Below are 15,034 nucleotides of genomic sequence, written 5' to 3'. Positions count from 1 at the left end.
TTCTATGGCATAAGAAAGCTAATCAAAAATTATAAGATATTAGGAGAGTGTCAGTCATGATTGTAACAACAACTTCTGGAATTCAAGGTAAAGAGATTATTGAGTATATTGATATTGTAAATGGTGAAGCTATTATGGGTGCAAATATTGTCCGCGATGTATTCGCTTCCGTTCGTGATGTTGTCGGTGGCCGTGTTGGTGCTTATGAAAGTAAGCTAAAAGACGCTCGTGATATTGCAATGGGCGAAATGAAAGAACTTGCAAAAGAAAAAGGTGCGAACGCTATCGTTGGTATTGACGTAGATTACGAAGTTGTTCGTGATGGAATGTTAATGGTTGCTGTCAGTGGTACAGCTGTACGTATATAAGTAAATAAAAAAAACGGTTCCCCTTGGAATTTATACTTTGAGGGGAAATCCTGGTTCTGTTGCAGATTTTAAAGAATAATAAGAGATGTTGATAAATCATTGTACGTCGAAAAACACAGTTTGAGTGTAAACTGTGTTTTTTTATATAGAGGCCCCATCCCATCACTATCAAGCTAAAATTTTTTAGTGCCTCCAGAACGAAATTTTGTATTAACTTGTAACAAAAAGTCCATTTTTATTTTGTTGATAATTCAGAATATTCCAGTTGATAGGTATGTGGCAGTATCCTGATACGGTACAAATTTTTTATAAACGGTTGTAAGATTCTACGTTTTTGACCATTCTGTACAACGATAACTTTGGTTTATTAATTTCGCCTGTAATCTGGTAGCCTATCCTCTGATACAATTTAATGGCAAGTTGATTCTCTTTCTTTACCGTCAGAGAGCATTTGGCAAAGCCTTGCAGGGAAGCTTGTTCCTCGGCAAACTTAAGTAGTCTGGTACCTATCCCTAGTCCTCGACTTTCGGGCAATAAGGCAATTGTTCCGATGTGAAACTCGTCATCTTCTCCCTCCTTCAAGGTAAACATGGAATAAAGCATTTTGATATTCAAAATGTTATAAATAACAAAACCCAGCTTTCGGAATGAAAGCAGCTGTTTAAAAGTGGACCAGGCAAGACGGTTTAAAACGGGTATGGGATAGCAAGTAATCATCCCTAAAGTTTTCCCGTCCATTTGAGCTTCATAAGCGTATTGATGACTAAAACGGTTGTTCTCCTGCCGCCAGAGCTTACAAAATGTCCCTTCGACTGTGTTCTTCTCCTCAGATCCTGCAAGTGGAAACGCCATGTATTCCAATGCCATTACATTTAACTGGGCGCCGACCATGGATTGATGAACAGCCTTTACAATAGAGATTTGATTCATTTCCCAGTCCTCCTTTTCGCTTTCTGTATTATTGATATTAATTATCATGGATTTGAATCAGTTCACTTACCTCTCAAATCATCCTTAGCTTTAAAACCATAATAAAATGTATTTAAAACAAGCTCTGCAGCAGATTTTTTAGCCACATTTCCTTCATGTACCTGTTCCCAAGTATGGAAAAGCAGAGCATAAAGCGTATTCAAAATCCATTCGCTGCTAACCGTTTGCTGAAAATAACCTCTTTGTTGTAACAGCTCAATAACGCGTCGTAAGGGTTCCCTCAGCTTCTCTTCTGCTTTACCTAATTCTTTGTTGTTAAATACAGATGCATCATGACCTAGAAAATAGATTTTGTCACCTAAAGGGATTAACGCTTCAATGAGTTCCGGGATATAGTTTTCGCTTCTTTCCTCATCCAGTGGAATCTGGTTTACAGTATCACTTACCAGTTGTATAGCCCGATGGCCTAAGAACAGCATCAATTTCTCCCTGCTTTCGACGTAGCGATGGAGTGTAGCAATTCCAATTCCCGCATATTCCGCAATTTCATTCATCGAAGCAGTAGGATTTTCAACAAGCAATATAGTAGCCGAATCAAGAATTGCATTAAATCTCGCTTCCTTCAACGCTGACAAGTCTTTCTTCATCGTCAATCTCTCCCTTTTTCTGTATAAATTCGTCATTTTTGATAGAAAAATATATCATTTGATATTATAATAAACAATCTCAAATAAAGTGTCCAGATGCTGAATGTAGCTTTTCAAAAAGAATTATATTACTGAAACTGATAGTACTTTGAATGTTTCATTTTTAGCATTTCATTATTTAGATAACGATGAAGAAATTAAATTATTTAATGTAATAAATACAAGAACCAAAGGAAATGGTTCGAATCGCTTTCTTAGTAGAGAAATTGATTACCTTATCTAGGTTTTTTAAACTATTTTTCATGACGCATTAATACTTATAGTAATTTTTCTACTTTTATTAAATCCGGTTGCACTTCATTTAATTACTGAATGTTTTATAATGAAGCTTCTTTCTGCATAAAGTTATCGGTTTACTTTAAAATTCACTTCCGGGTATTTGGTCATCAGCCTTTTAAGGGTTGAGCCGTCATCCTTCTGTTTTACATACTGGTCAAAAAATGCCAGGCTGAATTCGTTGATAATACGATGAACTTCCTTTGGATTTTCACCTGGACTCTGCAACAGAGGGGAGAACAAATGTAAATCAGTGAGGCTTGTATGATCCGTATGAGGTATGACCATTGACATACCACCACCAGCTAACCCACGTCCATATCGCTCCCTCACTTCATAGGGATCTGCTTCATCAGGCTCTTCTGCACTCATGAGTAGAAATGGTTTTCCAATTCCACTTTCAGGAAAGATTTCTCCATACAATGTACCATCCATATTGATAGCTGCTTTGACACGAGAATCTTTTGCAAGTATTTGTGCTGCGGTAGCTCCACCGTAAGAGTGACCAAACATTCCAATTCGCGAAGTATCCATTCTTCCTGTAAAGAAGCCGGTCTCATCGTTTTGATTAAGTTTCTCTATCTGATTAAGGACAAAGCTGACATCTTCCTCCCATAATTTTATGTGGCTATCCCCTTCATCAGTTAAATTGATGGGCTGTACGTAAGCAGTTCGACCATCTGGAAAGACGGTAGCTGCAGCATCAAAGGTATGATCGATACTTAGAACAATATATCCTTGACTAGCCAACTCCTCAACTTGAAACGTGTTTTGATTACGAAAACCATTAAAACCATGAGAGAAAAGTAATATGGGATAATGATTCTCTGAATCTGAGAGTTGTAAATCCATAAACGAATGAGATTTTACCAATTCCATGTGGCTGAATGCAAATGCAGGAATGGACAATGTTTTTTCCAATCCCTTGGAAAGCTCATTTCTGTTACGAATATAAGGTTCTGGATCCCCCTTACTTTTTTCAGCTGTAGGATACCAAATTTGCACCATCAGTTCGCGCCGATCGGTTGGATTTTTCGAATATGCTTCATTTCTCTGATGATCAATCCAATGATATACCTTCGTACCGATCCTATGTGGGCCGGTTGGTTCTTCAAATGAAAATACTGGCATAAGTAAAGGTAGCGCCACTGCTACAGACAAATAGATACATAGCAACGAGGTCTTAACTATGAATATACCCCAACTTCTACAGCCCTTTTTCCGCCCAGTTAATAAATAGCATAAAATTAAGATAACTGGGGATACATATGCCGGAATCATCTGCCACCTAAAACCTTCTGCCAATAACTGAACTGTAACCATTACAACGGCAATCAAAGTAGCTAATTTAGACCACTTTTTCGTTTCTCTGCCTATTAACAGTATCCAACTCAATAGACTAAAATTCACTACTATCAAAACAACTTCCCAGAAATTCATTGGCCTATCTCCTTTGAATGTATTTTACTTCTAATTAAAGAGGTAGTTTTCAGCCTAAGCAAAAGCAGATGAACCCCCTATATAGTTGCACCAATTATGCTTAGTAACCGTTTCATCCACTCTACTCCTTTCTTCAAATTAAAAACTTAAAATGCCCAGCTACCTTTACGGAAAATTGGTTCTACAGTTCCATCTGGTAGAATACCGTCGATGTCCATCTCACTGCTGCCAATCATAAAATCCTCATGTGTTACTGAAATATTTGCACCTAACGTTTCAAGCTGATCGTTTTCTAAATCTCTTCCATCCTCTAAGCAAGTTGGATAAGCTTTACCAATCGCTAAATGGTTCGATGCATTTTCATCAAACAATGTATTAAAATATAAAATTCCCGATGCTGAAATTGGTGATTCATTTGGTACAAGTGCTATCTCACCTAAATAGCACGAGCCTTCATCCACATTAATAAGCTCCTGTAATAAATCATGTCCTACCTGTGCTTCAGCTTTAACAATTTTTCCTTCTTCAAATGTCAGTTTAAAGCCGTCGATAATATTCCCTTGATAAACTAATGGTTTTGTATTGCTTACATAGCCATTTACACCTTGTTTCATCGGTAACGTATAAACCTCTTCGGTCGGCATATTAGCCATAAAGATAGTATCATCAGGAGTTTTACCACCTCCAGTAATCCATTTATGCTGTGGTGCTAATGCAATTGTTAAATCAGTACCTGGCGCTGTATAGTGAAGCTTTATATATTTTTTATTGTTCAGTAGGACCGCACGAGATTCTAAATTTTTTACATGTTCACGCCATTTTTCAATAGCACTGCCTTCACCAATACGAACAGCTTTAAAAATAGCCTCCCATAATGCTGGTACTTGATCCTCAGCTGCTAAATCCGGGAACACCTTCGATGCCCACTTTGGTGAAGGAACTGCTACCATAGACCAAGCTACTGAATCCTTCATTACGGCGTTGCGATTGTTGCTCAGAGCAGCTCCTGCTACCTTTTGATAGGTAGCTAGACGATTAGATGAAATACCTGTAAATTTATCAGGATCTGTAGCATCTATCATTAATAATGCTCCTTTACATTCGATCAGCTCATCATTCATTTTGACTATCCACTCTGGGAAGCGATTAAATTCTTCATCTGAGGCATAATCAAAGTAAGCACGTTCCATTTCTTCATCCGAGAAATTAACATGAACACGCCCTGCCCCAGCCTTATAAGCCTCTTTCACAACTATACGGGCGAAATCCAATGCATCCACTGATGTATTGACTAATAAGTATTGCCCTGGTTGAATATTCACACCGATTTTCACCGTAAGTTCTGCATATGCTTGTAATTTTTCTTCAAAAGTCATATTATTTACCTCACTTTTATCAAATTGGTTTTGAATTCCCATCACTAACTTGCTTTCATACCATACTTTCTGAACAGGTTTTCTCAGAATTTTTCTTGCCTATTTTTTATGTTTTTCATCAAGACATGATAACAACTAATGGCTTTTTTCTACTACTCATATATTTAATTTCTAAACTTTGATTCAATTAATATTGGTTTGTTTTTTAAAAAAATCTAATCAAAGGGCATCAAACACTACATAAAGTTATAGAGTTCTTTATTGTGAAAGCTCACTCATTTCTTCCCAATCTTTTCAATGTGGTTGCACCTAAAGGCTTACCATCAATGGGGCGTTTAACATTCTCAATCACTCCTTTATCTTTACAAAAGCATTTTTGATAGATAAATATATCATTTGACATAAGATTAAATCATTTTAAACGAATTATCAAGCCGTAAAATTTAATTTTTAAAAAATTCGGTAAAAAACCTATGTGAAAATGGATTCTATCAAAGGGAGCGATAACAAAAAGATTTTTTATACACACATGGATAAAACACATGAAAACTTATATATAAAATTACAAGTTCAACTCTCACAAAAAAACGGAATAAAAATAAACAGCGGAACTAGCCCACTGTTTACTTTGCCACACCTTCATGTAATTTTTCTGTATAATCCTTTACATCTTTCCAGCTATCTTTCGCTGTATGTAAATCTTCTTTTATAAACGTAAACTCTTCCGGACTAATTCCTTTTACGTTTTGTAGTAAATTATTATATTTTGCACCTACTGTATACCATTGGTTTGATATGTTTTGTAGTGCTGTAATTGCTGCATCAATTGTTTCCGTCATGTTTGTTGTTTTATTTTTTACATCAGTCAAAATTACGATTTCTGCTTGTGCTCCTGAAATTCTATCTTTTAAATTAGCTATCTCTCTTTCTGCATTTGCGATATCTTTTTTTGCAACCGCAATCATCGGCCCGCCAGCAAGACATGTTATTAGCGCTACGCAAAGTACGCCACCAGCAATGACCATATCATTACTCTTTTTAATCGAATCGTTATATGTATTTATTTGTTGCTCTAGAGCTGGAATACCAGCATTCGTACTTGCCAATATCGCTGTTAACTGATTTGTATCCTCTTTGAAACTATTTGTATCTTTCGCCATTCTATCGCGAAAACTTTTCAAATTTCCTAATAATCCATCTACCTCATTTTGATTCTTTACAATATCCGCATACAACTTTTCTAAATCCGCTTTTAATTTTCCGCTATCCTTTTGATCAATCGCTATTAACATGTCGTTATAATACGATTGAAAAGTATTATTGTAATTTATAATATTTTGATCCGTTTTCATAATTTGAGGCTTCATATTATTTAACCAATATGCTGCATTAATTTTTGCATCTCTTTGATGCTGAATCATATTCCCTTTAAATTCACTATTAATCGAACTTATTTTACTTAAATCCGTCTCTTGTTGATTTTGAATTAATTTTGCATATGAATCCATTGCAAATATACTCGATGTCGTTTGTGCCATTACATCTTGGAATCCAGCTGGTCCAAGAGAATAGTTTTTCACATTTTCTTGTAGTACCTTTACATTTTGTTCTGCTGCAAAAGGATGTAAAGGAGATACGTTACTCGTTGCCACCCCAGCAATCATTACCGCTAAAAGACATTTTTTATAAAATCTTTTCTGCATACTTTTCACCTATTTTCTTTATAAGAGTATAAAAAGCTCCTGCTCACAACTGAACAGGAGCTTCAAATCATTCATCAACACTTAACGCTCTAACGATTCGTATTCAATTATGCTTTTTTCGTATCTACTACTTTAATATCTTCAGCATAAATCTTTTCTGCATAGTCTTTAATATTTTTCCAGCTATCTTTCGCAATGTTTAAATCTTCTTTAATGAAAACAAGGTCGTTTGGACTAATTGAATCCACATTTTGAAGTAAAGAATTATATTTTGATCCCATTGTGTACCATTGGTTTGAAATATTTTGTAACGCTGTAATTGCAGTATCAATTGTATTTGTTAAATACTCTGTTTGTGTTTTAATGTTCGTTAATCCAGCTACTTCTAATTGCGCAGTTGTAACTTGTCCTGTTATCTTTTGAATTTCTGCTTGTGCATTATCAAGCTCTTTCTTCGCTAATACGATTCCAGCTGTACCACCGCCTACAGCTGCTGCACCACCTGCAATTAATGCTACTCCTAGCGGTGTTCCTGCGCCCGTAGCAATAACTACTGCACCACCGATAATTGCAATTGGTCCTAGAGCTGTCGCAACAGATGAACCGATAATAATTGCATTATATTTACTAATTGCTTCATTGTACGTTGTAATTTGATTTTGTAATAGCGGAATTCCTGCATCTTGACTAGCTAATATAGATGTAATTTGATTTGCATCACCCTTGAAGTTTTGCGTATCCGAAGTCATTTTATTTCGGAATTTCTTCAAGTCTTCTACTAACTGATCCACTTGTGCTTTATTTTCATTAATACTACTTGATAATCTAGTTAAGCCTTTCGTAAGAGTCGCTTTATCCTTTGCATCAACTGCAGCAACTAAAGTATCATAATAGTTTTGGAATTTCGTATTGTAGTTAATGATATTTTGATTCGTTGAAATAAGCTGTGGTTTTAATACATCTAACCATTGCTTCGCATTTCCTCTAGCTGTATCTTGGTGCTGAATTACTTTCCCTTTTAAAGCCGCATCAACAGACGATACATTTCCAAAGTTAACATTACCTTGTTTAATAATTGTTAAAGCGTACAGATCCATTACTAAAGCATTTGAACCTGTTCTTTCCATTGCATCTTTTAGGCCTTCTGGTCCTAATGAATATTCTTCATAGTCATTATAAGCTTTTGCTACCGCATGAACTGGAGCTTGTTTCACTGTACTTTCAGCTGCATACGTATGAGCCGGCATAATATTTCCTGCTGCAAATACTGCCATAAGTGCTGATAGAGCCATTACTTTATAAGGTTTTTTTGTCATTTTTCTTCTCTCCCTATATCGCTAATTATTTTTCTGTTTAATGTACTTCAACGTTTGTAACGTAATCTTCAAATTGATTTGTTTGCTTATTCATTTCATCACTTACTTTTTTAATTTGATTGAAATGTTTTTGAAGTAAACTACTGTCTGTATACGTGCCTTCTTCGACATTTGTTTGAATTTGAATCATATTATTATTTAAAACTTTCCAATCCGTTAATAACGTTTCTAAAGTTGTAATTTGACGATCAATTAATTCTGTAAAGCTATTTACTTGATCTTCAACGAATGTAATTTGAGTCGCCTCTGCTTCAGTTTGTGATAACTTTTGAATAAGTGGCAATAACTCCTTTTGCTTTTGTTGAATGCGAAGAGCTGCTTCCCTCGTTTGACTATCTGCAGCATTTACAATTTCATTACTTAAAGTACCGATAGAAACAAAATCGATTGTTTTCGTTTGTGCAGTTTGATTTGTGATTGTAAATACTTGTTTACCAATATTAATAGAACCTTTAATGATTTCTTGAGGTCTATTCAAAATAGTAGTTAATTCAGCTTGAATTTCACCTTGAATTCTTTTAATATCTTCTCTTAATTTCACAATATCTCCACTTGATCCTTGCAGTGTTTTTATTGCTTCATCGGCTTTAATTGATAAGTTGTTACTATCTTTGTCTAATACTGTTTTAAATCGATTTAACTCTAATAAATCTTGCTCCATACTCTCTTGGATGCTTTGTACTTGCAATTGTAATTTTCCATATGCACTCATAAAATCTGCTTTTGCTTGCTGATCTTCATTTACGTTTCCTGCTAATTCATAGAGCTTACTATAATAGCTATTAAATCTAGTGCTGTATCTCATCATCTCTTGATTTAAGTCAATTAGCTTCGGATTATATTCATCAATCCATTCTCGTACATTCGCCTTTGCAAACTTTTGATGATTCGTTAAGCTACTCATCGCATTTACCTTAATATCTGGCTGTTGTAAAATAATTAATCCATATGCTTGAATAAGCGGTGATTGTGATCCTAACATTCTAATTGAATTGGATAATGTATTTGGAGCAATTACATTTTGTGCATATACTGTTTTCACTTCCGTTTGCCCCTCCTTAGCGTAAGCGCTTACAGGAATGAAGCAACTCGTAGATACTGCTGTAACCAATAACCCTGTAATTAAAGTCTTTTTCACTTTAACTCCTCCTATGTATTAGCAACTATTACTATCGCATTTTATTATTCTATTTTCTTACCTATAATTTGAGATGGTTAAAATAGAGAACGTTCTCACCGCGATCCATGTACGAACCACCTCTCTCGTATTGCTACAGTACTTACTTATCGTCACAAAACATTTTATTATTTTTCATATGTGTTTAGTATGAATAATATTGTATAAATTTTCTATTTCATCGAAATCCCCACATTCACACAGTGAATATATTACATAAAAATATTATTCATTTTAAACTAAACAACATACGTAAATATGAAATTTCGTTTTGTTTTCATATATGTTTTGTACTGTAAGGTCATTTAAACACAGCTGTTTATATAACGTAAAGAAGTATTTTCATTCCCTTTATTTTCAAGCTTTCGTGTCCTTATTTCAAAATATAATCCGATTCACTTTATAGATTGAAATATCTACATATCACAACAGAAAACACTACTTGAAAATAACCGATAAAATTATATAAATATAATTTTCGAGCCCATATGCAATTATGCATAGCATATACACAAAAAGGATAGCTTCATTTTCACGAAGCTATCCTTAAAAAATCTTCTTATTTTTTCAAATGATATGGAACTGTCGTAATAACAACATTTCTTTTATAAAGTAAATACGCACGTATGAGTAAACTGGATTGATTATGAAGAATGTTATGCCAACCTTTTTTCGGAATGAACTGTGGTATAACGACCGTAACGCGGTAATTCGATTCACTTGCCTTATATTGCACTGTATCGATGAACTTCGTTAGCGGCTGGATAATACTTCTATAATGAGAATGTAATGTAACAAGCCTAACTTCAGGTTGCCACTTTTTCCATTTCTCTTCAAATTTCTTTTCCTCTTCCCTGTCAAAAGCAACATATACAGCAATAACTTGATCTGCCGAAAGAGCCTTAGCATAGTTCAATGAATTTTCTACTACGTGAGTCATACCAGCTACCGGAACGACGATTACATTTCCCTTAATCGGAACAAGTGGTTCACAAGTTTTTAAACTTAACTGATCACCTACCGCATCATAGTGCTTCTTAATTCTGTGGAATAAGAATATGATTGCAGGTAAGAAAATAAGTATCGACCAAACTTGTGCAAATTTAGTTAAAAAGAACATGCTCATTACGATAAAACTAATAACTGCACCAATTAAATTAACCGTTAATCTTAAAGCCCATCCTTCAGGTTTTTCCCGAAGCCATTTTAATACCATCCCTGTTTGAGAAAGTGTAAATGGAATAAATACACCTACTGCATATAGTGGAATTAAATGTTCTGTTTGTCCTTGGAAAGCTACAATTAAAATAATCGAAGCAACTCCAAGTATAATAATACCGTTTGAGTAACCTAAACGGTCTCCTCTAATCGTAAACATTCTCGGTATGAATTTATCTTTTGCAAGGTTAACCGCTAATAAAGGAAATGCAGAATAGCCTGTATTAGCAGCGAGAATTAATATTAAAGCTGTTGTACCTTGTATGAAATAGTACATGAAATTACGTCCAAATGTTTGTTCAGCAATTTGAGAAACAACTGTTACTTCTTTACTCGGAGTCACTCCGTAATAATAAGCTAAAAATACAATTCCTGAAAATAACACAGCAAGTAATGCACCCATTGCAAGCAATGTTTTTGCAGCATTGTTTGGCGCAGGATCTTTAAAGTTCGGAATTGCATTTGAAATTGCTTCAACACCTGTTAAAGCAGAACTACCTGATGCAAATGCTCTTAGTAATAAAAATAAACTAATTCCTGCAACTGGTGTTCCAATCGGCGCATGTAAAGTAGGTGAAACATGACCAGTTAAAATATTATATATGCCCACACCAATTAATATAAATAGTGCTAAAACGAATAAATAAACAGGATATGCTAGCACGGAAGCTGATTCCGTTACTCCTCTTAAATTTAATATCGTAATTAATATAACAAATATAACCGCAATAATTACGTTATGTGCATGTAAGCTAGGAAACGCAGAAGTAATTGCATCTGTACCCGCGGACACACTTACCGCAACAGTTAAAATATAGTCAACTAATAAAGATCCTCCAGCAATTAAGCCTGGATTCATCCCTAAATTTTCTTTTGATACAACATACGCTCCCCCGCCATGCGGATAAGCAAAAATAATTTGACGATAAGATAAAATAAGGGCTGTCAATAATACTAATACCCCAACAGCGATCGGAATGGAATACCAATAGGCGATCGCTCCAACACCTGCTAAAGCAATTAAAATTTGCTCTGGACCGTAAGCAACTGATGACAATGCGTCAGAAGATAAAATAGCTAAAGCTTTCGTTTTATTAAGCTTTTGTTCTCCAAGCTCCGTTGATTTTAACGGTCTTCCAATTAAAAATCTTTTAATAGATGAAACCAATGCTGTCCACTCTCCAATAATTTTGTACGAACTTTTCTGCTTGTTACAGCCAGTAAACTATTTCTTCAGAAAACAAAAAATGTCTACAAGCCATAGCGAAATAGACTTGTAGACATTATTTTTTTTGTCGCACAAGCTCCACCTTCCTTCTCAATATAACGCTTACGAGGTTAGCTGTCGGATTCGGGCCTATGAGTAGCCCTACCTTTTTCAAGGATTCACCCCATCGGATTATGTACTAATCCGTAAAAACGGGTCCCCCGTACCATGCGGTTTCAGCGATTTAGAAAATTGAAACTGTGGATTATAATACTCCTTTATTTTCAAAAAGTAAACAAAAATTTTTAATAAGAAAAAAATTAAAATGATTGCGCATAATCCGCTGAGAAATATACATAATGAATACTAAAAAATCCACAAAGGAGACCCATATGTCTAAAGAAAAGAAGCCTATTTTTTCCGATTCATATTTAGATGCAGTAGCAAATGAAATTAATCAGTTATATGGTAAACGTGAACAGGAAATAAATTTGACAGATAGAACGAAAAGAAATAAATGATTTGTCATACAAAAAAATAAAAAAGATAGCAATACACTTATATATTGCTATCTTTTTTATTTTTTCATACATCTAATTCTATTACAGATTTGTTAAAGGTCATCTCTTCATACACCTTTAAATTTTGATATATAGTTCCTAATAATGGTGCCGCTATAGAAAATTTCTCTGCTACATCCAGTAAATATCCTTGCAAGTGCTTCCCTTCAATAAATGAACCCTTTTCCATATCACGCTGCATCGATGACTTCATATCATACGAAATTTTATCAATCGTTTTCATATGTTCCTGGGCAATATTTTCCTTTACTGGAGCTCCTAATACTCTCATGATTTGTACAGATTCCTCAAACACATTACGGATAAAATCACGGCCGCCTTCACTTTCACGAATTGGTCCAATTGGTGCACGCATTAACGTTGTCACACCTGACATTACAGTAATAAATAAATATTTATGCCACATATCTTGCGTAATATTTTCACTTAAAACAAAACTAGACTTCGTACCTGCAAATGCTTTAGAAATATGCTTTACTCTCTCTGAATTTTGAGACTTAATTTCTCCAAACACAAGTCTGTTGGCAGCACTAGTTTGTACAATTTCTCCTTGATCGTTTAACGTCGTCTCGATAAAGCATAAACCGCCAATTACTTTTTCTTCGCCGAATTCTTTTTGTAGTAGTGATAAATGAGCGATACCATTTAACAATGGAATGATTACAGTATTTTCGCCAACAAACGGCTTCAAATCTTGAATAGCCTCGTTTAAGTGATACGCTTTTGTTGAAAATAAAATGACATCAAATGGAGAAGTTCTCTCTTCTTTCGTTATTAATTTCGGTTGGAAGGAAAAATCCCCGTTAACACTTCGGATTACAAGTCCTCTTTCCTCTAATTGTTTTTTCCGTTTACTACGAACAAGAAATGTAACATCTTCTCCCTTTTCGACTAATCTGCCACCAAAAAACCCTCCGACTCCACCAGCGCCTAATACTAAAATCCGCATACAGCATCCCCCTTTTCAAAATACAATTTTACAACTTTTAGTATACATAACATTATACATGTCCTCTGCTAAATAAGCTGAATTTTCACTCTCAATTGAGTATAAAACAGTGGTTATTTTCAAATAAATTTGGGCATGTTGTTTCTATAGCATATATGGAAAGGAAACAATGTAGATGGAGGCAATACAAACAATTGAGGAAAAAGGTGTAGCAACAGCTATATTCCAATTTATATTCCCGTTTTCGTTTAAAACTGGATATGAACAAAATATGTTCCCTTTCTTACAAAAAAACGATTTTCGTCCTTTTCGGCTCGATCATCTCGATGATGAAAATACATATTATGGGGAGTTTAAAGTTTCACATCAAAATATGGAAGCATACTATCTTTCATTTACAAATAAAATTCTCTTTCCTCACTCAGAGCATCAAAAGGGCTTGCAACGTTATTCAAAAGATCTTAACTTAACTGGACATTTAACAACAAACCTTATTTCAATTCCATTCAAGATACACTCTATTGATGTAACACTTTGTCCTTATGAACTTGGCTTCTTAACAATTCGAACAGAAGTAAACACTGCTCCAAACATGACTTTATCTGAAGCAATCGAATTCGCAGATCGCTTCCGTGTACTTGAAACTAAAACTGATACAAATGAGTCTATTTGTATTGAATGTAACGGAAAAAAGTATTCCCAAGTTGAAAAATTCATTTTTGGTTATTTATTTCATGGCGTAACTGATTTCTTTGAAAAGAAGAGATTAAGAAGTTCATACTTTCAAACCTTCCCTTTCTTTGAAGACCAGAGAATGTACGTCCAAACTTTATTGTCACTAAAAGAAGGTATGGAACTTAATGAAGTGGATGTTTATCGTACTTCCAGTCTTTCCGGATTAACAAGTGATGGTAAGCCATATGTGAGTGCAAGTAACCTTCCTTACATTCATAACTATTTAAAAAAACACGCTTACCAGAGATGGGCTCCAAATCGTTACTTCATTATGGAAGAACATATTTTTACATGTGTAACAAATGAAGGAGAACGCGAAATCGATAAACTTGCTAGTCAAATGTACGGAGAATTTTATTACGCTTTATTATTAAACCTATTCCATAAAATTGTTTTATTAAAAATGGCAAACGCCTATGCTGAGCTAAATATTGAACAAGATACTAATGAAATAGAGAAATTAATTTATTCGATTAATTCGTTCACTGCTAATTATTTTTCTTTAGAATTAGTATCTCAATCACAAAGTGAAGATATTTTCTTCCGCTTAAGAAAACTTTTTAATATTGAGGTTTTATACTCGAACGCGAAACAAAATCTTGATAGTTTGTTTAAATATCAAGAAAATGTCGCCTCAAAAAAAGATAGTCTCTTATTATTAATTTTAACGCTCTACTCTGTAGTAGGCCAAATGTTAGGGTTTACTATGATCGATCTTCTAAGAAACACCGATTCAAACAAAATATCGTCACCTCTTGAATTTTTCGCTCTATTAATTGCGATTAGCGGCATTGTCATTTCACTTATTTTAGGCGCTCAAGGGTTATACCAATGGGCTGTGCAGCACAAAAGAAGAAAAGCATGGGTAAAACAAACTGTACTGTCTGCTGTAAAAGAAAAAGAGGATAAAAATTAAAGAAGGTTATTTCCAAATATGTGGTATGCTGCAGTAAATGAAATTTTTATCAGCGATTTTTCAAATATATCGACT

General features: G+C 34.6%; 12 protein-coding genes and 1 riboswitch. Of the genes, 3 read left to right on the top strand and 9 right to left on the bottom strand.

Annotated elements, in window-relative coordinates; genetic code table 11:
• Positions 1-56 precede the first annotated feature (56 nt).
• Entirely contained in the window at positions 57-368 is a 312-nt protein-coding gene (locus NZ044_RS09370) for a heavy metal-binding domain-containing protein (protein WP_000637518.1), read from the top strand.
• Positions 369-674: 306 nt separating this feature from the next.
• Here NZ044_RS09370 and NZ044_RS09365 read toward each other — a convergent pair whose 3' ends face one another.
• The 8 genes from NZ044_RS09365 to NZ044_RS09330 form a co-directional block, all read right to left on the bottom strand.
• Entirely contained in the window at positions 675-1,298 is a 624-nt protein-coding gene (locus tag NZ044_RS09365; protein ID WP_001071938.1) for a GNAT family N-acetyltransferase, read from the bottom strand.
• A 62-nt stretch (positions 1,299-1,360) separates the two neighbouring features.
• Entirely contained in the window at positions 1,361-1,945 is a 585-nt protein-coding gene (locus NZ044_RS09360) for a TetR/AcrR family transcriptional regulator (protein ID WP_000710982.1), read from the bottom strand.
• Positions 1,946-2,350: 405 nt separating this feature from the next.
• Positions 2,351-3,721, bottom strand: coding sequence for an alpha/beta hydrolase family protein (locus NZ044_RS09355; protein ID WP_001012298.1), 1,371 nt, complete (start codon positions 3,719-3,721; stop codon positions 2,351-2,353).
• 146 nt (positions 3,722-3,867) lie between these two features.
• Positions 3,868-5,097 (bottom strand): aminopeptidase, encoded by a 1,230-nt coding sequence (locus NZ044_RS09350; protein ID WP_000141970.1) that lies wholly within the window; start codon positions 5,095-5,097, stop codon positions 3,868-3,870.
• A 623-nt stretch (positions 5,098-5,720) separates the two neighbouring features.
• The gene (nheC, locus tag NZ044_RS09345; protein WP_001172000.1) at positions 5,721-6,800 is read right to left on the bottom strand and encodes a non-hemolytic enterotoxin NHE subunit C; all 1,080 of its coding nucleotides are present in this window, start codon (positions 6,798-6,800) and stop codon (positions 5,721-5,723) included.
• Between the two features lie 107 nt (positions 6,801-6,907).
• The gene (nheB, locus tag NZ044_RS09340; protein ID WP_000162968.1) at positions 6,908-8,116 is read right to left on the bottom strand and encodes a non-hemolytic enterotoxin NHE subunit B; all 1,209 of its coding nucleotides are present in this window, start codon (positions 8,114-8,116) and stop codon (positions 6,908-6,910) included.
• Between the two features lie 37 nt (positions 8,117-8,153).
• On the bottom strand, positions 8,154-9,314 hold the full coding sequence (gene nheA, locus NZ044_RS09335) for a non-hemolytic enterotoxin NHE subunit A (protein WP_000751828.1): 1,161 nt from the start codon (positions 9,312-9,314) through the stop codon (positions 8,154-8,156).
• Positions 9,315-9,912: 598 nt separating this feature from the next.
• Positions 9,913-11,739 carry an APC family permease gene (locus tag NZ044_RS09330; protein WP_000254886.1) on the bottom strand — a complete coding sequence of 609 codons (1,827 nt, stop codon included), beginning with the start codon at positions 11,737-11,739 and terminating at the stop codon, positions 9,913-9,915.
• 144 nt (positions 11,740-11,883) lie between these two features.
• A riboswitch (cyclic di-AMP (ydaO/yuaA leader) is annotated at positions 11,884-12,030 on the bottom strand.
• 140 nt (positions 12,031-12,170) lie between these two features.
• Between NZ044_RS09330 and NZ044_RS09325 the strand changes: the two genes are divergently transcribed.
• Positions 12,171-12,299 carry a hypothetical protein gene (locus tag NZ044_RS09325; protein WP_000031873.1) on the top strand — a complete coding sequence of 43 codons (129 nt, stop codon included), beginning with the start codon at positions 12,171-12,173 and terminating at the stop codon, positions 12,297-12,299.
• Positions 12,300-12,363: 64 nt separating this feature from the next.
• On the opposite strand, the gene panE is transcribed toward NZ044_RS09325, so the two are convergent.
• A complete protein-coding gene (panE, locus tag NZ044_RS09320) occupies positions 12,364-13,308 on the bottom strand; it encodes a 2-dehydropantoate 2-reductase (protein WP_001221905.1) in 945 nt (314 codons plus the stop codon).
• Between the two features lie 175 nt (positions 13,309-13,483).
• Here panE and NZ044_RS09315 point away from each other — a divergent pair, with 175 nt between their 5' ends.
• The gene (locus NZ044_RS09315) at positions 13,484-14,959 is read left to right on the top strand and encodes a hypothetical protein (RefSeq protein WP_000387459.1); all 1,476 of its coding nucleotides are present in this window, start codon (positions 13,484-13,486) and stop codon (positions 14,957-14,959) included.
• Positions 14,960-15,034 lie beyond the last annotated feature (75 nt).

Source organism: Bacillus sp. FSL K6-1338, assembly GCF_038006965.1.
Taxonomy (GTDB): domain Bacteria; phylum Bacillota; class Bacilli; order Bacillales; family Bacillaceae_G; genus Bacillus_A; species Bacillus_A thuringiensis_S.
Note: the sequence above shows the minus strand (reverse complement) of the source record. Positions and strands in the feature narration are given on the sequence as shown.